The organism is Rhodococcus sp. 15-649-2-2, from assembly GCF_002258645.1.
Classification (GTDB): domain Bacteria; phylum Actinomycetota; class Actinomycetes; order Mycobacteriales; family Mycobacteriaceae; genus Rhodococcoides.
Genome location: NZ_NPFM01000034.1, coordinates 210,380 through 232,510, shown reverse-complemented (window position 1 = coordinate 232,510; position 22,131 = coordinate 210,380). Strand labels below are relative to the sequence as shown.

The window sequence follows — 22,131 nt, the reverse complement described above, 5'->3', positions numbered from 1 at the left end:
AATGACCGAAAGGTTTCCGAGAAGCGCTTCGACGTCTGCTCTCGTCGCACTCGTGGCGTCCTGCGTGGTGATCTACGTCGGGTTGTTCGAAAACTCGATGTCCACGGCCCTGCAGGTCGTACTGCTGCTCGTCGGCGTACTGGTTGCCGGCGCAGCAATCGGTTACACCGTCGCCAAGCTGGGTCGGTCCAGGTAACGCTCAGGGCCTACTGAATCCGTCGAGCATCCCTGTGTAGAGCTTGGGCGGCGGGGCGGCGAATTCGCCGCGCTTTCCGGTGCGCAGTCCGAGGGTTACAAGGGACTGCACGAACAGTGTTCCCGCGGCCACACCGTCGACGACGGGTACACCGATCTCGGCCGAAATGTGTTGGCAGAGATCGGCCATGCCCGCGCAGCCGAGAACCACAGCATCGCTGCCGTCGGTCTCGACGGCGACGCGACACGCTTCGGTGACGATCTTGCGGGCGTCGGGGTCGGTCTCGAGATCGAGGACCGGCAAGTCGCACGCATGGATGCCGAGGCAGTGGCGGCCGAAGCCGTAGTGATGCGCCAGATCCTGTGCCCGGCCGACGGTGCGGCCGAGGGTGGTGACGACACTGAATCCGCGGCCCAGGAAACTCGCGGCGTGCATTGCCGCCTCCGCGATACCGATGACCGGCCCGAACGCAGATTCGCGGGCCGCGTCGATGCCGGGATCGCCGAAGCAGGCTATGACGTAGCCGTCGACCCCCGCAGCTTCGCCACTGGCGATCTCGGCGAGAATGCCGGGGACACTGAGGGCTTCGTCCACGTGGCTTTCGATGGATACCGGCCCCATCGAGGGACTGACCGCATCGATGATTGTGCCCGGGCCGACTACGGCCCGGGCACAATCACCGATCGTTGCGGTCATCGAACCGGTGGTGTTCGGATTGATGACCTTGATGAGCACGTACGAAATCCTATGCCTTGGCTGGAACGTCGAAGTTGGTGACAGCGAGCTTGGTCTTCGTCGCCAGATAGAAGTACATGACGAAGCCGATGCCGCAGCCGATGAACCAACTGTACTTCGAGGCCGTCGACATACCGGCGATCTCCATGCCGTCGATTGCTCCGTTGAAGAGCACGGTGAACATGGCTACGAGCGCGCCGACGACGGTCGAGTACACCGCTGCCGGGTTGTAACCCTTCGAGTACCAGTACAACCCGGTCGGCGACATCGAGAACAGTTCGTCGACAACGACTTTCTGCTTGCGGACGAGGTAGTAGTCGGCGATCAGGATGCCGAACAACGGTCCGATGAACGCACCGAGAGTTTCCAGGGTCAGGTGAATGACCTCGGGATTGTTGTACAGGTTCCACGGGGTGATGAGCACCGAGCCGATGGCCGCGATCATGCCGCCGGCACGCCAGCTGATCTTCTGGGGGCTGACGTTGGAGAAGTCGAATGCCGGCGAGATGAAGTTGGCGACGATGTTGATGCCGATAGTGGCGATCGTGAAGGTCAGAGCACCGAGGACGATCGCGAACGTGCTGTCGATTCGCGCGACGGTCTCGACCGGGTCGGTGATCAGCTCACCGAACACCGGCAGCGTCAGCGAGGCAGTGACGACGACGAGAATCGAGAACACCAGGAAGTTCACCGGCAGGCCGAGGAAGTTGCCCTTCTTCACTGCGGCATAGGACTTGCCGTAACGCGAGAAGTCGCCGAAGTTGAGCATCGGACCGGAGAAGTACGAGACCACGAGCGCAATGGCACCGAGCATCACCGGGATCGAGCTCAGACCCGTGTGCTCGACCTCGCCGAGGTTGAGGTCGATCGCGCCCCAGCCGGCTTTCCAGATCAGGTAGCCGCACAGCATGAACATCACGACGTAGACCGCAGGGCCGCAGAAGTCGATGAACTTGCGAATGGACTCCATGCCACGCCAGAAGACCGCGGCTTGCACGACCCAGAGGAACAGGAAGCTCGCCCAGCCGAGCAGCGAGAGTCCGACGAAACCGTAGTCCGCAGTCACCGCGTACGGAGCCAGCGACGGGAACAACTTGATCAGCACGATATCGAGTGCGGCCGAGGCCAGGAACGTCTGAATGCCGTACCAGGCCACCGCGATCAGGCCGCGGATGATGGCCGGGATATTGGCACCGAGGACGCCGAAGACGCTGCGGCAGATGACCGGGTACGGAACCCCCGACACCTGGCTGGGCTTGGCGACGAGGTTGCAGAAGAAGTAGACGATCGTGATGCCGACGAGGAGTGCGATCAGCACCTGCCAACTGGCCAGCCCGAGCGCGAACAGGCTGCCCGCGGTCACGTAGCCACCGACCGAGTGCACATCCGACATCCAGAAGGCGAACAGGTTGTACGAGGTCCAGGTCTGCTTCTTCAGCGGAGCAAGATCCTCGTTGGTCAGTCGCGGGTCGTAACTGTCCTTGATCAGTCCGCCACCGACGGGGTGGCCCGCGGCTTCCACAAGATCTCCCGTTTGGGCGGGACCGTGCGCTGTATCTGTCATCGATGCTCCTGACGGCATGGCGTATGAGGTGAACGAAGGAGATGAATGAGGAAAAGTTAGCGGCGAAGTGTTGCGCGCTCGTGACGTAAGCGATATATCTTTGGCGGAATTTCTATCGCGTCTGGTCGGGTGGCGGATCGGCGAACAATCCGTGGTCGTTCGACAATGTCGAAATGACCGAATTGAGACGCGTGTGATGATGCTGCGCGGCTCGCAGCAGGCCCGCGGAATCGCCGGCGAGAAAGGCCGTGAGCATATCTGCGTGATCGCTGTGCAGTGATGCCCTGTCCGATCCGGCCACGTGAACCATCGGCTGTATGGGTTCGGTTATGTTCCAGGCAGATTCAAGCATGTGAAGCAACCGATGCATGCGGCACGGGCGGGTCAGGGACAGGTGGAATTCACGCGAGAGCCGATGGTATTCACGTGAGTCGTCCTGGGTCAGTGAGGCCTCGAGCAGGCGATTGACCTCGATGAGGTGGGCGCGGTCGTCCTCGGTGGCGAGATCCACCGCGACCGGAAGGGCTGCGGTCTCCAGAACCTCTCGCACGATGTACATTTCGCGAAGCTCGGCCGCGGTCAACTGAGCGACCGTGTAACCGAGATTCGGTCGATGATCGACCAATCCCTCACCGATGAGTGTCTTGAGAGATTCGCGCACCGGGATTCTGCTCACCCCGAAAAGTTCCGCTACCTCGTTGAGTGGGATCGGCGTATTCGGTGGCGCATCGCCGGCGAGAATTACTCGGCGTAACTCTCGAAGAATTGTCGGCTGTGGACCACCCGGCGTCGTTATCGACAATTGCGAGAGAAATATCGACCGGCGACGGGGTGGCACGAACCGAAGGTTAGCGGCGCAGTGTTTCGACGGCGTGACGTTCTCGTTCCATACCGATAGCATCGGCACCCATGGCCACGGACCCCCTCGGTACGCAGTACTGGCCGGACGTCGATGGGTCCGGGACCCTCGTGGTGCCGGTCGGCTCGATCGAGCAACACGGACCGCACCTGCCGCTCGATACCGACACCCGGATCGCCACCGCCGTTGCGCACACCATCGACAACGCGCTCGTTGCTCCCGCGATCGCGTACGGGTCCAGCGGCGAGCACGAGGGATTTCCCGGCACCGTGTCGATCGGCGCTGCAGCACTCGAGACGGTGCTCGTGGAATACGGGCGCTCCGCGTGCCGGTGGGCCGAACGGGTGGTGTTCGTCAACGGGCACGGCGGCAACGGGCCCGCCCTGCGATCTGCAGTGCTGCTGCTGCGCTACGAGGGGCGTGACGTCGTCTGGTTCCCGTGCGCGGTGCCCGGAGCAGATGCTCACGCTGGGCGCACCGAAACGTCGATGCTGCTGCACCTTTCGCCCGAGGTAGTGGATATGAGCAAGGCGGAGGTGGGCAATGTGACCGACATCGCCGCCCTACTTCCTGCGCTGCGCGCCGACGGCGTCGCATCGGTCGCTGCAAACGGTGTGCTCGGCGACCCCTCCGGAGCCGATCCGGAGGAGGGGCGTCGGGCGTTCGAGCTACTTCGAGCCCGCGCCGGCGATGCGGTGCGAAGATGGAGTCCCTCCGAGCATGGAGTGATCGCGTGACCGACCTGGGCGAAACGCCTGTTCAGCGTCCCGCGATCGAATCCGAAGAAACGGGCAGCAGGTATGTTCCGTCCGATTTTGCGGGTGGCCGACACACCAGAGGCTTGTCCGCTTACGATCTCCTGATGGGTGAAGGTCGGTTGCCTGATGGCTTCGGGGTGAGAGTCGATCCACGCGTACGCACATTCTCCGAAGGACGCGTCCTGATCGGTGGTTCGCCGACACGGATGCTCACACTCGCACCGACGGCGGCCGCGATGATCGGCGACGGTTTCATCGAAGTGACCGACTCGCAGTCCGCACTCGTCGCACGCAAACTTCTCGACTCGGGAGTCGGCAACCCGCGCCCGATGTCGATCCCGTCGCCGTCCGACGTCACCGTCGTCGTTCCGCTCAAGAACAACGAGGCCGGGCTCGAGCGTCTGATCACGGCGTTGCACGGGCTGCATGTCATCATCGTCGACGACGGGTCCGACATCCCGGTCGCAGTGCCGCGGATGGCGTGCAGTGTGGGCAGTGTGACGGTGCTCCGGCACGAGCGCTCACGCGGACCGGCTGCGGCGCGAAATACCGGATTACGCTGCGCTACAACTGATTTTGTCGCATTTCTGGATTCGGACGTCGTGCCGCGCAAGGGCTGGCTCGAGGTGATGCTAGGTCATTTCTCGGATCCTGCTGTGGCGTTGGTGGCACCCCGCATCGTCGCGCTCGAGCCCGAAGGCAGTGCGCTGGCCCGATACGAGCACGCACGCTCGTCGCTCGATCTCGGTCGCAGAGAAGCGGCAGTGCGGGCCGGGAGCTCGGTGTCCTACGTACCCAGCGCCGCGATGTTGCTGCGCCGGTCCGTTGCGATGGACTGCGAAGGATTCGACGAGTCGATGCACGTGGCGGAGGATGTGGACCTGTGCTGGCGGCTGCAGGAGGCAGGGTGGCGGTTGCGCTACGAGCCCGTCGCCCACGTTGCTCACGAGCACCGCGTCACCTTCGTCGAATGGTTCGCTCGCAAGTTGTTCTACGGAACCGGTGCCACACCGTTGTCCGCTCGTCATCCGGGAATGGTGCCGCCGATTGCGATGTCTCCATGGACGCTCATCGCGTGCCTGCTCGCTGCGAGTCTGACGCGGATCGGACTCGTCGGCGCAGCTGCGACACTCGGCGTGACGGTTGTTCGACTTCGCAAGATGTTCGTCGGCTTGGACCAGCCCACTCGCATCGCGGCGATTCTTGCCGCGGAAGGTTTTGTGGCGGGGTTGTGGCAACTGGCGTCGGCCTTGTGCCGACATTATTGGCCGATCACCCTTCTCGCTGTATTGCTGTCCAGTCGAATTCGAAAGATCGCACTCGGATTGGCTGTCGCAGAGGCATTCTCGGATTGGAGTAAGCACCGCGAACTCGGCGGTCTCGATCCGGTGCGCTATGCCTTCTTCAAACGAGCCGACGATATTGCCTACGGTGCGGGGTTGTGGAAAGGCGCTCTGTCGGCCCGAAGCATCGATGCGCTCAAGCCACGCTTGGACGGCTGACGCGGTGCGAACCCGGCCCGATCCGTCGATGGTGTGAACCGGATCGAGTACGCGGACGTCATAGTCGTCGGCGGTGGCTCCTGCGGCTGTGTCGTTGCCTCTCGGTCGAGCGAGAATCCCGATCGATCGGTGTTGTTGCTCGAAGCCGGACCCACGTTCTCTGCTGTCGCTGAAGTCCCGGCCGACCTGACCGACGCATCGATGCTTCCCATCGGACCCGGCAGCGAATGGGTGGGAACGTACTCGGCCGAACTCACCTCCGGCGTCGGCCGAACGATTGCTCGAGGCCGGGTGCTGGGCGGCTCGGGCGCAGTGAACGGTGGTTACTTCGTTCGTGCCACGCCCACGGACTTCGACACCTGGCCGCAGTCGCTGTGGTCTTTCGAGCAGGTGCTGCCGTTCTACCTCGGCTCCGAAACAGATCTCGATGCCGGGATGCAGAGGCGGTGGCACGGATCTCGCGGACCCATGCCGGTCGCGCGCACCCCGGTACACAGTCGACATCCGATCACGACGGCATTCGTCGATTCTGCAGTGAATGCAGGATTTTCGATGCAACAGGACCTGAACTCTCCCGGAGCGTCCGCCGGGGGAGTCGGTGCTGTGCCGTTGAACATCCGCAACGGCACCCGCGTAAGTGCAGCTCTCGCATATCTTTTGCCGATCCTGGATCGGCAGAACTTACGCGTGCAGGGAAATTCGACGGTGACGTCGTTGATGTTCCACGGCAGCAGGGTGATCGGCGTCGAGATGGTCGTCGACGGCGTGCGCAGTATCGTGAGGTCCGACAAAGTGATTCTGTCTGCCGGTTCTGTGCACACCCCGGCACTGTTACTTCGATCAGGTATCGGTCCAGCTGATGATCTTGTTGCGCTGGGGATTTCGGTCGTGGTCGACAGCCCTGGTGTGGGTCGAGGTTTCAGTGACCATCCCGAGGTTGCCGTTCCCGTCGTCGGGAAGAACGAACGTCCGTCGAAATCGCCTGCGCTGGAGGCGGTTCTACATGCAGGCGCTGTGGAAATCAGGCCGTACACCAGAAAGTTCGACCGGCTGATCTCCGGTCTCCAGCCCGGGCCGCACGTAGTCGGCGTCGGCCTGATGCGATCGACGAGTCGCGGGAGCATTGCGCTGCGCAGTACGGACCCGTTAGCGGCTCCGGACGTGCGGTACCACTATCTCGAATCGGAGGTCGACCGGCGCGCTATGCGCGAGGGCGTCGAACTCGCGCGCGATCTGCTGGCGTCGCCGATCATGTCGGAGACCGTGACTGTGTCCACGATCGAGAATCCCCTCGCAGCGCTCGGCACATCACTGCACCTGTCCGGTAGCGCCAGGATGGGGCCCGAGTCGGATCCGAGTTCGGTACTGGACGATCGCTGCCGGGTGCGCGGCGTCGACGGACTCTTCGTCGTCGATACCTCGGCATTCCCGGTGGTGCCCAGCCGTGGGCCACACGCGACGGCCGTCATGTTCGCCGAGCGTGCTGCTGCCTTGATTGCAGACCACGATCGGCGCGGGGAAGCGTAGCGTTCGTGGTCTGGGGACCGTTCAGGTTCCCCAATAGATGGGTTACTGCCATGTCGGACAAATCGCCCCGCAACACGATGACCAAGAAAACCGGCAAATCTCTCAAGGACAAGCGCGCAGACAAGCGGGCGAAGTCCAGTGGTGACACCAGCAACGACATCATCACCTCGGCCGTCAAGAAGAAGTAGCCACTCGCGGTCGACGTGACCGGGCCCGCCGCTCGCGTCGACCACGGCTGTATCCTTGCTTGTGAGCTGGGTTACAGCAATGTGGACAGGTCACGGAGGAAGCGTCGAATGGCAAGCCGATCGGACAGTGGCGGCAACCCCTGGGTCGCAGTGCGCCCGGGCGAGGACGTCGCCGTTCTGGCGCGCCAAATGTCCAGTGCCCATCAGTCTTTCGTCGACGACATCCGTACGCACGGTTCGACGGTTCGGTCCGTCGTGCTCGATTCGTGGATGCGCAGTCGCACCAAGGGCGTCGATCCCGACGGTGGAAACGACACTCCGATTCTGACCGGGCCGGATCTCGAGCGCTACCGCAACGGTCATCCGATGGCCATCATCCGCCCGGTCATTCGCAAGCTATTGGTCGAGGACGCTTCCGATACGGGATTGCTCGTGGCGATTTCGGATGCGGAGGGACGCCTGCTGTGGGTGGAGGGTGATTCTGCGGCGAAGGATCGGGCGCTCACGATGGACTTCGCCGAAGGCGTCGACTGGAGCGAGGAGAGCAAGGGCACCAATGCTCCCGGTACCGCGCTCGCGGTCGACCACAGTGTGCAGATCTTCGCGTCGGAGCATTTCTCTCGGTCGGTGCACGAGTGGAGCTGCTCGGCGGCACCGGTGCACCACCCCACCAGCGGTCACATTCTGGGAGCCATCGACATCACCGGTGGCCCGCGGGTGGCGGTGCCCGAGGTGCTCTCTCTGGTGCGTGCCACCGTCGCCGCGGCCGAATCCGAGTTACGTCTGCACTTGATGAACTCGCCGAAATCGTTGGGCGACACGGCTCCTCGACTCGAAGTTCTCGGATCCGGCCGACCGGGAGTGGTTCGCGGATCCGGCCGTGTGCCGCTTTCCCAGCGACACGCCGAAATCTTGCTGCTGTTGGGTGAGCATCCGGAAGGGCTCAGCTCGGACCACCTCGCGGTGCTCCTCGACGAGCAGGAACTCGATTCCGTCACCATCCGCGCCGAGATGTCGAGACTGCGCAAGACCTTCGGCACGGCAGGTCTGGCTTCGCGGCCCTACCGTCTGGTCGGCGAGTTGACCTCCGATGTCGGCGACATCCGGCGCGCGCTGGACCGCGGCGACGTCGACGCTGCTCTACGGATCTACTCCGGCCCAGTACTCCCGGGGTCGTCCGCGCCCGGCATCGAGAGCATCCGGGAGGAACTGCGGTCTCGTATGCAGGCCGCGTTGCTCCGGCTCGGAGACCCGGTGCTGCTCGCGCAGTGGACCTCGTCCATCCACGGGCGCACGGACGTCATCGCTTGGGAGGCCTACCGGGCCACTCTGAGCAGGGATTCTGCGCTCTACGGTCAGGTGAGCGCGCGCATCGATCTACTCGATCGCGAACTCGGAATCTGACGCACCCGTCGCGCCCCGCCGGTGCGAAATATCGGCAACGTACTTGCAACGTTGCACGGCCTAGTGTCCTGAATCACACACCGCATCAACTGTGAAGCACGTGTCGATCAGGAGGATTATCAATGTCCGTCTACGCCCGTCCAGGTACCGCCGATTCCGTCATGTCGTTCCAGTCGCGCTACGACAACTGGATCGGCGGCGAGTGGGTACCGCCGGTCAAGGGCCAGTACTTCGAGAACCCGACTCCCGTCACCGGTGAGAACTTCTGCGAGGTCGCCCGCTCCACGTCCGAAGACATCGAACTCGCACTCGACGCGGCACACGCCGCAGCACCAGCGTGGGGCAAGACGTCCGCCGCCGAGCGCGCAGTGATCCTCAACAAGATCGCCGACCGCATCGCCGAGAACCTCGAGTCCATCGCGCTGGCAGAATCCTGGGACAACGGCAAGCCGATCCGCGAAACCCTCAACGCCGATATTCCGTTGGCCATCGATCACTTCCGGTACTTCGCCGGCTGCATTCGCGCGCAGGAGGGCTCGCTGTCCGAAATCGACAGCGACACAGTGGCTTACCACTTTCACGAGCCGCTCGGCGTAGTCGGACAGATCATCCCGTGGAACTTCCCCATCCTCATGGCCGTGTGGAAGCTCGCGCCTGCACTCGCGGCGGGTAATGCCGTGGTGCTCAAGCCCGCCGAGCAGACCCCCGCGTCGATCCTGCACCTGATTTCGATCATCGGTGACCTGCTGCCCCCGGGCGTGATCAACATCGTCAACGGCTTCGGTGTCGAGGCAGGAAAGCCGCTGGCATCGAGCCCGCGTATTTCCAAGATCGCGTTCACCGGCGAGACCACCACCGGCCGCCTGATCATGCAGTACGCCTCGCAGAACCTGATTCCCGTGACACTGGAGCTCGGTGGCAAGAGCCCCAACGTCTTCTTCTCCGACGTGCTGCAGGCCAACGACGATTACCAGGACAAGGCCCTCGAGGGCTTCACGATGTTCGCTCTCAACCAGGGTGAAGTATGCACGTGCCCGTCGCGCTCGCTGATTCAGGCGGACATCTTCGACGAGTTCCTCGCCCTCGCTGCCATCCGCACCAAGGCTGTGCGACAGGGAGATCCGCTCGATACCGAGACCATGATCGGTGCCCAGGCATCGAACGACCAGCTCGAGAAGATTCTCTCGTACATCGAGATCGGCAAGGGCGAAGGCGCGCAGGTCGTCACCGGCGGCGAGCGCGCACAACTCGGCGGCGACCTCAACGGTGGCTACTACATGCAGCCCACCATCTTCACCGGCAAGAACAACATGCGCATCTTCCAGGAAGAGATCTTCGGACCGGTCGTCTCGGTCACGTCGTTCACCGACTACGACAACGCCATCGAGATCGCCAACGACACCCTGTACGGTCTCGGCGCAGGCGTCTGGTCTCGCGACGGCGGCATTGCCTACCGCGCCGGCCGCGATATTCAGGCCGGTCGCGTGTGGACCAACACGTACCACCAGTACCCGGCGCACGCCGCGTTCGGTGGCTACAAGCAGTCCGGTATCGGTCGCGAGAACCACAAGATGATGCTCGATCACTACCAGCAGACGAAGAACCTGTTGGTGAGTTACGCGCAGAAGGCACAGGGCTTCTTCTGATGCTGGACGCTCGGCCGCCTGCGCGGCTGAAGACCACCGTCGAGGCGATGGACTTGCTCCGTCGCCTCGGCGGTATCCACGGGGAACTGATGATGCATCAGTCCGGTGGATGTTGTGACGGATCGTCGCCGATGTGTTATCCCGCAGGCGAATTCATCGTCGGTGACCGCGACGTCCTGCTCGGGTTCATCGACCTGAGGCTCGGAGTGGGTGAGGTTGCGACGACTCTGCCCGAGGGGGCCGACGGGGTCGCGGTCTGGATTTCGGGGTCGCAGTTCCAGGCATGGAAACACACCCAGCTGGTACTCGACGTTGTGCCCGGCCGCGGTGGTGGGTTCTCGCTCGAGTCCCCGGAAGGGGTTCGCTTCCTGAGCCGAGGCCGCGCGTACACCGCCGAGGAGAACGAGATGTTGGCCGAGCACCCGCCGCTCGTCGGCGTCGACTGGGAAGAGGGTCGACGGCCCGAGGTTCCCGACGAACCTCTGGTTGTCGCCGAGGCTGTCGACGCATGTCCCGTCCCGGGGATGCTCCAAGGCTGAGTGCGGCTGCGCCGCAGTGGCGCGGTTGAATGCCGCAGGTGGCACTCGACCGCACCACTGCGCGGAGCGCATACAGTGCGAACAATGAAGAGCTCATCGAAATCCGACGCGGCCGAGGGCGGCGAGAGCCTGCGCACGGTGGTGATCGCGTTCGTCGCCAATCTCGGCGTCGCGATCGCCAAGACGTTCGCAGCGGTGTTCACCGGATCGGCGTCGATGGTCGCCGAAGCCGCGCACTCGTGGGCCGACACCGGTAACGAGATCTTTCTGCTCGTCGCCAATCGTCGGGGTTCACGCGGGCCGGACGATCGTCGGCCGCTCGGCTACGGACGCGAGACCTACTTCTGGTCGACACTCGCAGCCATCGGGCTCTTCGTCGCCGGTGCCGCGGTATCGGTGTGGCACGGCATCACCTCGTTGCTCGCCGGCGAATCGAGCAGTGAGAACTACCTCGTCGCGTACGTGGTGCTCGCCATCGCATTTTTGCTCGAGGGAGTCTCGTTCCTGCAATCGGTTCGGCAGATTCGCGGTGAAGCAGCCGAATACGACAAGGACTTCCTCGATTACGCACTCGAGACCTCGGACCCGACGCTGCGCGCAGTGTTCGCAGAGGACAGTGCAGCGTTGATCGGCATCGTGATCGCCGGTGCCGGAATCGGATTGCACCAACTGACCGGTAACGCCGCCTTCGACGCCATCGGATCCATTCTGGTGGGAGTACTTCTCGGAATCGTCGCGTTCGTACTGATCGATCGAAACCGCCGATTCCTCACCGGTGAACCGGGATCGAGAGCATTATGGAATGCGGTGGTGCAGCGAATCGAGCAACTCCCCGAGGTGGCGTCGGTCCGGTTCGTTCGCATCGAGTTCGTCGGTCCCAAACAGATCTACGTGGTGGCGAGTGTCGATCTCGTCGGTGATTTCGCAGAATCACGCATCGCGCACACGCTCCGGCGGCTGGAGCGTGAGTTGGAAACCAACAGAGCTGTGGTGGACGCGGTACTGACAGTCGCCGAACCGGACGAGGGCGACATCGGTGACATCAACGCGGTGGGGCACCAGGCGTAATTCGCCCGTCATTCATCGATGACGCGGCGCTTACATCACGGGCCTATCGTGAACCGATTCGCGCGCCACACGTGTTGTGAATCGTCCCCTCGGGCGTGAACCCGCTCCGAGCGCAACGGCTACGAGAGGCTTGCAATGTCCGTAGTAGACCCCCAGTCGTCTCATCCGAAAACCGGCTCGCACGAGAGCACACAGTCGCACGTCGAGGGCGGTGACTACCTGGTCAAGCGCACCCTGAAGAAGGGGACCGCGGGCTGGGTACTGCTGGCCGGCCTCGGAGTCAGCTACGTGATCTCCGGCGACTACTCGGGGTGGAACCTCGGTCTCGCCGAGGGCGGTTTCGGTGGCCTTCTGATCGCGGCGATCATCATCGCGGGTATGTACCTCGCCATGGTCCTCGGCATGGCAGAGATGTCTTCTGCCCTGCCCGCGGCAGGCGGCGGTTACACCTTCGCCCGCCGGGCCATGGGACCGTGGGGCGGATTCGCCACCGGTACAGCGATTCTCATCGAGTACGCGATCGCGCCTGCCGCAATCGCGACGTTCATCGGTGCCTACGTCGAATCGCTCGGACTGTTCGGGATCACCGACGGGTGGTGGGTCTACCTGGTGGTCTATGCGGTGTTCATCGGAATCCACCTCTCCGGCGCGGGCGAAGCCCTCAAGATCATGTTCGTCATCACCGGCATCGCCTTGGTCGGACTCGTCGTGTTCGCCATCGCAGCCATCGGTCAGTTCGACGCGAGCAACCTGACCGACATCGCGCCCACCGACGCTGCCGGGGCCTCGGGATTCCTGCCGTTCGGCTACCTCGGCATCTGGGCGGCCGTGCCGTTCGCCATCTGGTTCTTCCTCGCCATCGAGGGCGTGCCGCTGGCCGCGGAAGAGGCCAAGGATCCGACCAAGAACGTCCCGCGCGGCATCATCGCCGCCATGGGTGTTCTGCTCGTCACCGGTGCTGTCGTCCTGTTTCTGGTGACCGGAGCAGGCGGGGCCGACGCCGTCAAGGAATCGGGAAACCCGTTGGTGGAAGCCCTCGGTGACGGAACGGCGAGCAAGATCGTCAACTACATCGGCCTGGCCGGATTGGTCGCGTCATTCTTCTCGATCATGTACGCGTACTCGCGCCAGCTCTTTGCGCTCTCGCGCGCGGGATACCTGCCGAAGACACTGTCCATCACCAACTCTCGCAAGGCCCCGACTCTCGCACTGATCGTGCCCGGCGTCATCGGCTTCCTGCTCTCCCTGACCGGTCAGGGCGGAATGTTGCTCAACATGGCCGTCTTCGGTGCGGCACTGAGCTACGTTCTGATGATGGTCAGCCACATCGTGCTTCGCCGCAACGAGCCGAACATGGAACGGCCGTACCGAACCCCCGGGGGTGTCGTGACCACCGGATTCGCGTTGATCATCGCGGCTCTCGCCGTTGTCGCCACCTTCGTCGTCGATTCCACTGCGGCACTGTGGTGTCTGGCCGTGTTCGTGGCGTTCATGGCGTACTTCGGCATCTACAGCAGGCATCACCTCGTCGCGAATTCGCCGGACGAGGAGTTCGCCGCACTGGCCGAGGCCGAGGCCGAACTGGAATGACGATCTACACCCAACAGGTCTCGGGTACCACCTACACGTTCGACGGTCTGGTGGACCTGATGGCCAAGGCGACCCCGCTGCGGTCGGGTGACGAGTTGGCCGGTTGCGCAGCCGAATCGGATGCCGAACGGGCTGCTGCGCAGTGGGCATTGTCGGAGGTTTCACTCGATGTCTTCCTGCACGATCTGCTCGTTCCGTACGAGAGCGACGAGGTCACTCGGCTCATCATCGATTCGCACGACCGCATCGCATTCGGGGCCGTCTCGCACCTGACCGTAGGAGGTCTACGGGATTGGCTGCTGCAGGTGACCGCAGGGCCCGACGCGGCAGCGACACTGCGATCGGTCGCGGCAGGATTGACGCCCGAGATGGTCGCTGCCGTCAGCAAGATAATGCGAAACCAGGATCTGATCGCAGTGTCTCGGGCGGTGCAGGTGACGTCGGCGTTCCGGACGACGATCGGGCTACCCGGAACCCTCACCACGCGTTTGCAACCCAATCACCCGACGGACGATCCGCGTGGAATTGCGGCGGCCACGCTCGACGGTTTGCTGCTCGGATCGGGCGATGCGGTCATCGGGATCAATCCCGCAACCGACTCGCCTCAGGCCACAGCCGACCTGCTGCATCTGCTCGACGAGATTCGACAGCGCTTCGAGATTCCCACGCAATCGTGCGTGCTCTCGCACGTGACGACGACGATGGAACTGATCGACAAGGGAGTTCCCGTCGACCTGGTGTTCCAGTCCATCGCAGGCACCGAAGGAGCCAATTCGAGCTTCGGCGTGAACATTCCGCTTCTTCGGCAGGCCAACGAGGCCGGCCGATCGTTGCACCGCGGAACCGTCGGGAACAACGTCATGTATCTCGAAACCGGTCAGGGCTCCGCGTTGTCGGCGGGCGCGCACATCGGCACCGGTGACCGACCGGTCGATCAGCAGACCCTCGAGACACGCGCGTACGCGGTGGCCCGCGATCTGGAGCCGCTGCTGATCAACACCGTTGTCGGATTCATCGGGCCGGAGTACCTGTACGACGGCAAGCAGATCATCAGGGCCGGACTCGAAGATCACTTCTGCGGCAAGCTGCTGGGACTGCCGATGGGCGTCGACGTCTGCTACACCAACCACGCCGAGGCCGATCAGGACGACATGGACACGTTGCTCACGCTGCTGGGTGCGGCCGGAGTTGCATTCGTCATCGCGGTGCCGGGAGCCGACGACGTCATGCTCGGATACCAATCTCTGAGCTTTCACGACGTGCTCTACGTCCGACAGGTCCTCGGCCTGCGGCCCGCACCGGAGTTCGAGTCATGGCTCTCGCGCTTGGGCATGGTGGACGCCGACGGCAGAGTCCTCGACGTCGATGCCGCGGGATCGCCACTTCGAGCGTTGATGAGTGCGCGATGACAGACCCATCGGGCGCAGTGCCCGCGGAACGGCAGGAAGTGGCAGGAGTGGAGCCTGCGGAACGACCGGAAGTAGAGTTCTGGGGCGAGCTGCGAGCGATGACTCAGGCCCGAATCGGGCTGGGGCGTATCGGTGATTCCTTGCCGACCACCCGGGTGCTGGAGTTTCGCTCGGCGCACGCTGCCGCCAGGGATGCGGTGCACATGCCGCTCGATGTCGAGGAGTTCGTGAGCCGGGTGGAGCAGGTGGGGCTCGGTGCGCCGGCCGTGGTGACGTCGTTGGCGACCAGTCGTGCGGAGTATCTACGACGGCCCGATCTCGGTCGGCAACCCGAGGATCTGTCGGCGGTGGTGAACTCCGAGGACGAGATCGGAATCGTGTTGGGTGACGGGTTGTCCCCCCGCGCACTCGCCGATCACGGTGTGCCGATGCTCGAGGCGTTGAAAGCCGAACTGGCCGATCGGTATTCGATAGCGGCTCCGGTGATCGCGACCGAGGCGCGGGTGGCGCTGGGCGATCACATCGCCGCGGCGATGGGAGTGCGGACGGTACTGGTGCTGATCGGGGAGCGCCCTGGGTTGTCGGTTGCGGACAGTCTCGGCATCTACCTGACGCATCTGCCGAAGCCGGGCTGCACCGATGCCGACCGCAACTGCATCTCCAATATCCATCCGCCCGAGGGACAGGGATACGCACAGTCGGCGCGAATAGTAGCGGGCCTCCTGGCCGGGGCAAGAAAGCTCGGACGGTCCGGAGTGGCGCTCAAGGACACCTCACGCGCCGATGTGCTCGAGGCGACCGAAGCCCTCACGCTGGAGTGACATCCCCCTATTCGGGGGTGGCTGCGCGTGACGGCGGTCACTACCGTGGGGGCATGGACAGTTATTCTTCCGGTGCGTCGGACACAGCAGTTCTGGACGACACGATCGGCGCGAATCTGGATCGCACTGCGGCGCGGTACTCGGATCGTGATGCATTGATCGATGTTGCCTCCGGGCGGCGGTGGACCTATTCGGAGTTCGTCGCCGACGTGGATCTGTTGGCGGCCGGATTACTGGTGGCCGGTGTCGCGGTGGGTGACCGAGTGGGGATGTGGGCACCCAACTGTCCCGAATGGGTTCTGGCGCAGTATGCGACAGCGAAGATCGGGGCGGTGCTGGTCAACATCAACCCTGCGTATCGGTCACACGAGTTGCAATTCGTACTGAAGCAAGCCGGGGTGTCGGTGTTGTTGTCGGCCAAGGACTTCAAGGGCTCGGACTATGCCGCGATGATCGAGAACGCGCGACCCGAGGTGCCTTCGCTGCGTGAGGTTCTGTTCATCGGCAGCATTCAATGGGAAGCGATGACCGATCGTGGGCACCGTGCCTTGGCGAAGACTCCGAACATGATCACCGACGTCTCCGAACAGCTCCGTGCCGATGACGCGATCAACATTCAATACACCTCGGGCACGACGGGTTTCCCGAAGGGCGCGACGCTGAGTCACCGGAACATCCTCAACAACGGCTTCTTCGTCGGCGAGCTCTGCCACTACACCGCCGAGGACCGAGTGTGTATTCCGGTGCCGTTCTATCACTGCTTCGGCATGGTGATGGGCAATCTCGCGTGTACCTCGCACGGCTCGGCGATGGTGATTCCCGGACTCTCCTTCGATCCGGTCGCGACACTGACCGCCGTGGAATCGGAGAGATGCACGTCGCTCTACGGCGTCCCGACGATGTTCATCGCCGAACTGGCGCTCGAGAACTTCGACGACTTCGATCTGAGCAGTCTGCGTACCGGAATCATGGCCGGATCACCGTGCCCCACCGAGGTGATGAAGCAGGTGATCGAGCGCATGGGGATGACGGAGGTGTCGATCTGCTACGGCATGACCGAGACGTCCCCGGTGTCACTGCAGACTCGAAGCGACGACTCCATCGAACAGCGAGTGTCCACCGTCGGTCGTGTGGGTCCGCATCTCGAAGTGAAGATCGTCGACCCGATGGAGGGCAGCACCTTGCCGCGCGGGGAGGCGGGCGAGCTGTGCACGCGCGGCTACTCGGTGATGCTGGGCTACTGGGAGCAGCCGGAGAAGACCGCCGAAGCCATCGACGTCGAGGGGTGGATGCACACCGGCGACATCGGGGTGATGGACGAAGACGGCTACGTAGCCATCACCGGACGGATCAAGGACATGGTGATTCGCGGCGGTGAGAACATCTATCCCCGCGAAGTCGAGGAGTTTCTGTACACCCACCCCGACATCCTCGACGCACAGGTGATCGGTGTTCCCGATCAGAAGTACGGCGAGGAGCTCATGGTGTGGATCAGGATGAGAGACGATGCCGCGCCGCTGGATTCGGACACGCTGCGCGCGTTCTGCGATGGCCGGCTCGCGCACTACAAGATTCCGCGCTACGTGCACGTCGTCGACGAGTTTCCGATGACGGTCACCGGCAAGGTACGCAAGGTGGAAATGCGGGAACGGTCGCTCGGACTGATCTGACGACGATCACTCGGCTGACATACTCGCATGCATGGACAGTGCGCTGTGGACGCCGACGGATTCCGATCTCGCCGAGGCTCGGGTGACCGAGTTCGCGCGGTTCGTCGAGCAACGTCACCCTCTGACGTTGCCTGACTATCAGGCGCTGTGGCGTTGGTCGACGACCGAGCTGGAACTCTTCTGGCGAGCAGTGTGGGATTTCTTCGAGATCCGCTCGGCCGCCGAGCCGACCATCGTGCTCGGTGAACGCGGAATGCCGGGCGCGCAGTGGTTTCCGGGAACCGAGCTGAACTACGTGGACCAGGTGATCAGGCATGCTCGCCCCGATCGCGCGGCCATCGTCCATGCTCGCGAGGACGGCTCCGTCCGGACCGTGACATGGGCGGAGATGATCGAGCAGGCGGGCGCGCTCGCGGGGACGCTCACAGACAAGGGGGTTCGGCGCGGCGATCGCGTCGTCGGCTATCTCCCGAATGTTCCGGAAGCAGTGATCGCTTTCTTGGCGACCGCGAGCCTGGGCGCTGTGTGGTCCGCCTGTGGGCAGGACTATTCGGCCTCGGCCGCGCGTGATCGTCTGGGACAACTCGAACCCACGGCACTGATCACCGCCGCCGGATACACCTACGGAGGGAAGTTCCGAGACAAGGCCGCCGATGTCGATGCTCTCGTCGAAGGCCTTCCGACTCTGCGGGCAGTGGTGACGATCGGCGAACCGTCGGGAACGGCGCAGAGTTGGTCCGACGCCACCGCCGACAGCCGAAACCTGGTACCGGTGGCCGTCCCGTTCGATCACCCACTGTGGGTCGTGTTCTCGTCGGGCACCACAGGTCTACCCAAGGGGATCGTGCACGGTCACGGCGGTGTGGTGCTCGAGCACCTCAAATCTGTTGCCCTGCACTCCGATCTGGGTCCCGAGGATGTGTTCTTCTGGTACACCAGCCCGAGCTGGATGATGTGGAACTTCCAGATAGCCGGCCTGCTGACCGGTGCCACCATCGTCTGTGCGGACGGTAATCCGTCGTTCCCCACGCCGGATGCGCTGTGGGACATCGCAGCCAGGCTGGGTGTGACGTACCTCGGTACCAGCCCCGGCTATGTGCTCTCGTGCATCAAGGCCGACACGCATCCCGGTACCGATCACGACCTGTCGGCTCTGCGAGCGGTCGGTATCACCGGGTCCGCGATGCCTGCATCCTCATCGATCTGGTTGTCGGAGAACATCGGTGCGCAGATACCGGTCTTCTCCATCTCGGGCGGTACCGACGTCGTGTCGGCGTTCGCCGGGGGAGTGCGAACCGCCCCGGTATGGGCCGGAGAGCTCTCCGTGCCGTTCCTCGGCGTTGCGCTCGACGCCTTCGACGAGGACGGCAACTCGGTGCGGGGGTCGGTCGGTGAATTGGTCGTCACCGAGCCGATGCCGTCGATGCCGCTGTACTTCTGGAACGACGCCGACGGAACTCGCTACCGCGACGCTTATTTCGACACCTACCCGAGAATCTGGCGTCACGGTGATTGGATCACCATCACCGATCACGGCAGTGTTCTCGTGCACGGTCGATCCGATTCGACCCTGAACCGCAATGGCATTCGAATGGGGAGCGCCGACATCTATCAGGCCGTGGAGTCACTGGACCAGATCACCGAGGCACTCGTTCTGGGCGTCGAGCTGGCAGACGGTGGTTACTGGATGCCCTTGTTCGTGGTCGTTCCGGACGGTCTCACCGACGAACTGCGCGGACACATCGAATCGATCATCAGAACGCAGGCGTCGCCGCGACACGTTCCCGACGACGTCATCGCGGTGCCGGCAATCCCGCACACGCGAACCGGGAAGAAGCTGGAGGTGCCACTCAAGCGACTCTTCCAAGGTGCCACGGCGACAAGCACTCTCGAATCCAGCGCCGTCGACGATCCGGCTGCGTTGGCGTGGTTCGTCGACCGGGCGGCCGAATATCAGCGAGTCCAGCGGGCGAGATAGGCCTTCTCTTCCGGCGCGATGCGGCGCAAGGTCTCGGCACCGACGTCGACCATCGCCATCCGGGTGGTCGCCACCACCGCCGGTGGCGAATCCGATGCCGCGCCTGCTGCCCGCACCTCGTACCCGATGGTGAAGTCGACGGCTCGCACCTTCTCGAACCACAGTGTGACGTCGAGGGGACCGTCCGAGTGCCGGAGCGGCTTCTTGTATGCGATGGCCACATTGGCGATCAACGCACTCTTGATCAAGCTCTCGTTCGCCTCGCCCTCACTGAGCAGCCATTCGATACGCGCCTCTTCGAGCAAGGTGACCAACCGGGCGTGATTGATGTGCGCAAATGCGTCCATGTCCGACCAGCGCACTGTGACGGTCGCGTGATACCCGACGGGTCCGGTCGGCTCTGTCTGCATCGCACCAGGCTCTGTTTTCATTGCTAGAGGATGGCATGCGCGACTACGGTGGCGACGCTCTAGAGTCCCAGGGGTGATAATCGCCAACGTCGCACTGGATGGTTCCGGCGTGCTCTTCGACATCGAACTCGTCGGCTCGGTCATCGCGTCGATCGTCCCCGCCGGCAGTCCACGCGGTACCGGCGTCGAGGTGCTCGACGGGGGAGGTGGGGTTGCCCTGCCCGGGTTCGTGGACAGTCACGTACACCTGACTCAATGGGCGGCGGCGCGTCGGCGTATCGATGTCGGGCCTGCCACGTCGGCGGCCGATGCCGTCGCGCTGGTGTACCCCTATGCGCGGACTGCAGGCGATTCGGTGGTGCGCGCCAACGGCTTCCGGGACGCGCAGTGGCCGGAGGAGCCGCACAAGGATCTGCTCGAGAGTGCACTGCCCGGTGCCCGCGTGGCCATGACGAGCATGGACCTGCACACGCTGTGGCTGAGCCCGGCGTTACTCGCAGATCTGGGAATCGATCACCCCACCGGGGTGCTGCGCGATGTCGACGGCCTCGAAGCGGTCATGGCACTCGAGGAACAGGAAGACCCGGCGGAACTCGATCGGGCCGTACTCGACGCCACCGCAGCGCTGGCGGTCCGCGGAGTCACCGGCGTCGTCGACTTCGAGTTCGCGGACAACAGGACGGTCTGGGATCGACGCCTGTCGGCCGGTTCTCCCGCAGTACGCGTCGACACGACGGTATGGCCGCAGTGGCTCGACGAAGCGATCGAACGCGGCGAGCGGACCGGCGACGTCTCGGCGCTCTCGGAACTGATCAGGCGCGGACCGCTCAAGGTGATGCTCGACGGTTCGCTCAACACCAGAACGGCGTGCTGCCACGACCGGTACCCGGGCATCGACGGGGACGACGCCTACGGTCTGTTGCTCGAGACTCGGGAGAGTCTGTTCGAGCTCGTCTCGCGGGCCTCACGCAGTGGCATCGTGCCGGCGATCCATGCGATCGGCGACCGCGCCAACAGCATCGCACTCGATGCTTTCGAGCGGGCCGGCTGCGGTGGTCGAATCGAACATGCTCAGCAGATCCTGCCGGAGGACATCGGACGTTTCGCCGCATTGGGTGTCGCGGCATCGGTGCAGCCGCAGCACGCCATGTCCGATCGCGACATCGCGGAGGATTTGTGGTCCGGGCGTCGCTCGGTCGCCTACGGCTACGGAACGCTCCACCGCAGCGGGGCGAGACTGCTCTTCGGCTCCGATGCCCCGGTCAGTCCACCCGAACCGCTGGCCGGAGTCGCCGCCGCGGTGTTCCGAACCGACGACGACCGACCCCCGTGGCACGTCGAGGAAGCAGTGCCCCTCGACGCCGCGCTGCAGGCCGCGTGTGGCGGTCGCCGGGCCCTCCGAGTCGGGGACGCGGCGGACATCGTCGTGCTCGTCGAGCATCCCGAGCACCGCACGGTGCACGATCTCCCAGAAACTGAGATCAGGGCCACGATCTGTGCAGGCGCGCTCACCCACGCGGCTGCTGTGTAGGCGCATCCGGTCTGGCGCGCGGCTCGTACCAGGAAGGACACACAGCGCGCGCGGGGTGATCGATGTTGTCGGTGTGGCCGCGTAGCGTAACTGCGATGACGTCGATCACCGATCCGCGTGTGCGCGAGTTTCTGTCTTCGGGAACCCGCACCGGCAAGCTCGGGTACCTCGCCTCCGACGGGAGGCCCCTGGTGGCACCCATCTGGTTCCTCGTCGAGGGCGACCAGATCGTGTTCAACACGGGAGCAGACACGGCCAAGGGCAAGTCGATTCGCCGTGACCCCCGCGTGGTCCTGACCGTCGATCTCGAGCAGCCACCGTACGGTTTCGTCCAGGTGCAGGGCATCGCATCCGTCGACGAGGACCCGGCGGAGCTGGTTCGCACCGCAACCGAGATCGGGGCCCGGTACATGGGCCGCGAGCGCGCCGAGGAGTTCGGCACCAGGAACGGTGTTCCGGGCGAATTGATCGTTCGGGTGACGCCGAACAAGGTGATCGCCGCTTTCGACATGACGGCATGACGACCGACGATCTCTCCGCGGTCGGCACTGTAGATTGACCGGGTGCCGAATCGAGTCGGAGTGTGTCGGGTGAGCCCGAAACGGGTACCGACTTGTAACGGTCCTGTACATACGTACGGATATGTACTGAAAGGTAACTTCGAGTTGTCGCCGGTGAGAAAATAGAGACCGAAGTAAGCAACTTGCTCGACGTGTTCGGTGCCCACCGATCGCTG

General features: G+C 63.8%; 20 protein-coding genes. 16 read left to right on the top strand and 4 right to left on the bottom strand.

Features of this window, described 5'->3' with window-relative positions:
* Position 1: 1 nt before the first annotated feature.
* Complete coding sequence (locus CH305_RS28800; protein WP_141215763.1) at positions 2–196, top strand: hypothetical protein; 195 nt, start codon at positions 2–4, stop codon at positions 194–196.
* A 3-nt stretch (positions 197–199) separates the two neighbouring features.
* On the opposite strand, the gene CH305_RS26485 is transcribed toward CH305_RS28800, so the two are convergent.
* From CH305_RS26485 to CH305_RS26475, 3 genes are all read right to left on the bottom strand, one after another.
* Positions 200–931 carry an aspartate/glutamate racemase family protein gene (locus CH305_RS26485; protein ID WP_032404647.1) on the bottom strand — a complete coding sequence of 244 codons (732 nt, stop codon included), beginning with the start codon at positions 929–931 and terminating at the stop codon, positions 200–202.
* A 10-nt stretch (positions 932–941) separates the two neighbouring features.
* The gene (locus tag CH305_RS26480; protein ID WP_094608118.1) at positions 942–2,495 is read right to left on the bottom strand and encodes an NCS1 family nucleobase:cation symporter-1; all 1,554 of its coding nucleotides are present in this window, start codon (positions 2,493–2,495) and stop codon (positions 942–944) included.
* Positions 2,496–2,607: 112 nt separating this feature from the next.
* Positions 2,608–3,333 (bottom strand): GntR family transcriptional regulator, encoded by a 726-nt coding sequence (locus tag CH305_RS26475; protein WP_032404649.1) that lies wholly within the window; start codon positions 3,331–3,333, stop codon positions 2,608–2,610.
* A 71-nt stretch (positions 3,334–3,404) separates the two neighbouring features.
* On the opposite strand from CH305_RS26475, the gene mftE reads away from it, so the two are divergent.
* The 13 genes from mftE to CH305_RS26415 all read left to right on the top strand — a co-directional run bounded on the left by mftE (position 3,405) and on the right by CH305_RS26415 (position 19,454).
* A complete protein-coding gene (gene mftE / locus CH305_RS26470) occupies positions 3,405–4,091 on the top strand; it encodes a mycofactocin biosynthesis peptidyl-dipeptidase MftE (RefSeq protein WP_037147789.1) in 687 nt (228 codons plus the stop codon).
* Between the two features lie 125 nt (positions 4,092–4,216).
* On the top strand, positions 4,217–5,614 hold the full coding sequence (gene mftF / locus CH305_RS26465; protein WP_032405014.1) for a mycofactocin biosynthesis glycosyltransferase MftF: 1,398 nt from the start codon (positions 4,217–4,219) through the stop codon (positions 5,612–5,614).
* A 33-nt stretch (positions 5,615–5,647) separates the two neighbouring features.
* A complete protein-coding gene (mftG, locus tag CH305_RS26460) occupies positions 5,648–7,141 on the top strand; it encodes a mycofactocin system GMC family oxidoreductase MftG (protein ID WP_094705518.1) in 1,494 nt (497 codons plus the stop codon).
* Between the two features lie 50 nt (positions 7,142–7,191).
* Positions 7,192–7,329: a hypothetical protein gene (locus CH305_RS29210; RefSeq protein WP_165712752.1), complete on the top strand. Its 138-nt coding sequence runs from the start codon at positions 7,192–7,194 to the stop codon at positions 7,327–7,329.
* Positions 7,330–7,437: 108 nt separating this feature from the next.
* Positions 7,438–8,733, top strand: coding sequence for a transcriptional regulator (locus tag CH305_RS26455; RefSeq protein WP_032376613.1), 1,296 nt, complete (start codon positions 7,438–7,440; stop codon positions 8,731–8,733).
* A gap of 122 nt (positions 8,734–8,855) precedes the next feature.
* On the top strand, positions 8,856–10,379 hold the full coding sequence (locus CH305_RS26450; RefSeq protein ID WP_032376614.1) for an aldehyde dehydrogenase family protein: 1,524 nt from the start codon (positions 8,856–8,858) through the stop codon (positions 10,377–10,379).
* Entirely contained in the window at positions 10,379–10,918 is a 540-nt protein-coding gene (locus CH305_RS26445; RefSeq protein ID WP_052077824.1) for a DUF779 domain-containing protein, read from the top strand. The genes CH305_RS26450 and CH305_RS26445 overlap by 1 nt, the downstream gene beginning before the upstream one ends.
* A gap of 84 nt (positions 10,919–11,002) precedes the next feature.
* Positions 11,003–11,986 carry a cation diffusion facilitator family transporter gene (locus CH305_RS26440; protein ID WP_032404652.1) on the top strand — a complete coding sequence of 328 codons (984 nt, stop codon included), beginning with the start codon at positions 11,003–11,005 and terminating at the stop codon, positions 11,984–11,986.
* 135 nt (positions 11,987–12,121) lie between these two features.
* The gene (gene eat / locus CH305_RS26435) at positions 12,122–13,576 is read left to right on the top strand and encodes an ethanolamine permease (RefSeq protein ID WP_094705516.1); all 1,455 of its coding nucleotides are present in this window, start codon (positions 12,122–12,124) and stop codon (positions 13,574–13,576) included.
* Positions 13,573–14,985 (top strand): ethanolamine ammonia-lyase subunit EutB, encoded by a 1,413-nt coding sequence (locus CH305_RS26430; RefSeq protein ID WP_032404654.1) that lies wholly within the window; start codon positions 13,573–13,575, stop codon positions 14,983–14,985. The genes eat and CH305_RS26430 overlap by 4 nt, the downstream gene beginning before the upstream one ends.
* Positions 14,982–15,806 carry an ethanolamine ammonia-lyase subunit EutC gene (gene eutC, locus CH305_RS26425; protein ID WP_373454596.1) on the top strand — a complete coding sequence of 275 codons (825 nt, stop codon included), beginning with the start codon at positions 14,982–14,984 and terminating at the stop codon, positions 15,804–15,806. The genes CH305_RS26430 and eutC overlap by 4 nt, the downstream gene beginning before the upstream one ends.
* A 53-nt stretch (positions 15,807–15,859) precedes the next feature.
* Positions 15,860–17,476, top strand: coding sequence for an AMP-binding protein (locus CH305_RS26420; protein WP_094705514.1), 1,617 nt, complete (start codon positions 15,860–15,862; stop codon positions 17,474–17,476).
* 31 nt (positions 17,477–17,507) lie between these two features.
* Positions 17,508–19,454 (top strand): acetoacetate--CoA ligase, encoded by a 1,947-nt coding sequence (locus tag CH305_RS26415; protein ID WP_037147795.1) that lies wholly within the window; start codon positions 17,508–17,510, stop codon positions 19,452–19,454.
* On the opposite strand, the gene CH305_RS26410 is transcribed toward CH305_RS26415, so the two are convergent.
* On the bottom strand, positions 19,430–19,864 hold the full coding sequence (locus tag CH305_RS26410) for a thioesterase family protein (protein WP_094705512.1): 435 nt from the start codon (positions 19,862–19,864) through the stop codon (positions 19,430–19,432). The genes CH305_RS26415 and CH305_RS26410 overlap by 25 nt on opposite strands.
* Before the next feature lie 73 nt (positions 19,865–19,937).
* On the opposite strand from CH305_RS26410, the gene CH305_RS26405 reads away from it, so the two are divergent.
* The gene (locus CH305_RS26405; RefSeq protein WP_094705510.1) at positions 19,938–21,395 is read left to right on the top strand and encodes an amidohydrolase; all 1,458 of its coding nucleotides are present in this window, start codon (positions 19,938–19,940) and stop codon (positions 21,393–21,395) included.
* Positions 21,396–21,490: 95 nt separating this feature from the next.
* Positions 21,491–21,916, top strand: a complete 426-nt coding sequence (locus tag CH305_RS26400; RefSeq protein WP_032376623.1) for a PPOX class F420-dependent oxidoreductase — start codon at positions 21,491–21,493, stop codon at positions 21,914–21,916.
* Positions 21,917–22,131 lie beyond the last annotated feature (215 nt).

Bases quoted from the DNA above. Each gene is read 5' to 3' on its own strand.
- CH305_RS26415 (WP_037147795.1), top strand. From the start codon at position 17,508: ATGGACAGTGCGCTGTGGACGCCGACGGATTCCGATCTCGCCGAGGCT.
- CH305_RS26455 (WP_032376613.1), top strand. From the start codon at position 7,438: ATGGCAAGCCGATCGGACAGTGGCGGCAACCCCTGGGTCGCAGTGCGC.
- mftE (WP_037147789.1), top strand. From the start codon at position 3,405: ATGGCCACGGACCCCCTCGGTACGCAGTACTGGCCGGACGTCGATGGG.
- CH305_RS26480 (WP_094608118.1), bottom strand. From the start codon at position 2,495: ATGACAGATACAGCGCACGGTCCCGCCCAAACGGGAGATCTTGTGGAA.
- eutC (WP_373454596.1), top strand. From the start codon at position 14,982: ATGACAGACCCATCGGGCGCAGTGCCCGCGGAACGGCAGGAAGTGGCA.
- CH305_RS29210 (WP_165712752.1), top strand. From the start codon at position 7,192: ATGTCGGACAAATCGCCCCGCAACACGATGACCAAGAAAACCGGCAAA.
- CH305_RS26430 (WP_032404654.1), top strand. From the start codon at position 13,573: ATGACGATCTACACCCAACAGGTCTCGGGTACCACCTACACGTTCGAC.
- eat (WP_094705516.1), top strand. From the start codon at position 12,122: ATGTCCGTAGTAGACCCCCAGTCGTCTCATCCGAAAACCGGCTCGCAC.
- CH305_RS26400 (WP_032376623.1), top strand. From the start codon at position 21,491: ATGACGTCGATCACCGATCCGCGTGTGCGCGAGTTTCTGTCTTCGGGA.
- CH305_RS26440 (WP_032404652.1), top strand. From the start codon at position 11,003: ATGAAGAGCTCATCGAAATCCGACGCGGCCGAGGGCGGCGAGAGCCTG.
- CH305_RS26420 (WP_094705514.1), top strand. From the start codon at position 15,860: ATGGACAGTTATTCTTCCGGTGCGTCGGACACAGCAGTTCTGGACGAC.
- mftF (WP_032405014.1), top strand. From the start codon at position 4,217: ATGGGTGAAGGTCGGTTGCCTGATGGCTTCGGGGTGAGAGTCGATCCA.
- CH305_RS26450 (WP_032376614.1), top strand. From the start codon at position 8,856: ATGTCCGTCTACGCCCGTCCAGGTACCGCCGATTCCGTCATGTCGTTC.
- CH305_RS28800 (WP_141215763.1), top strand. From the start codon at position 2: ATGACCGAAAGGTTTCCGAGAAGCGCTTCGACGTCTGCTCTCGTCGCA.
- CH305_RS26445 (WP_052077824.1), top strand. From the start codon at position 10,379: ATGCTGGACGCTCGGCCGCCTGCGCGGCTGAAGACCACCGTCGAGGCG.
- CH305_RS26410 (WP_094705512.1), bottom strand. From the start codon at position 19,864: ATGCAGACAGAGCCGACCGGACCCGTCGGGTATCACGCGACCGTCACA.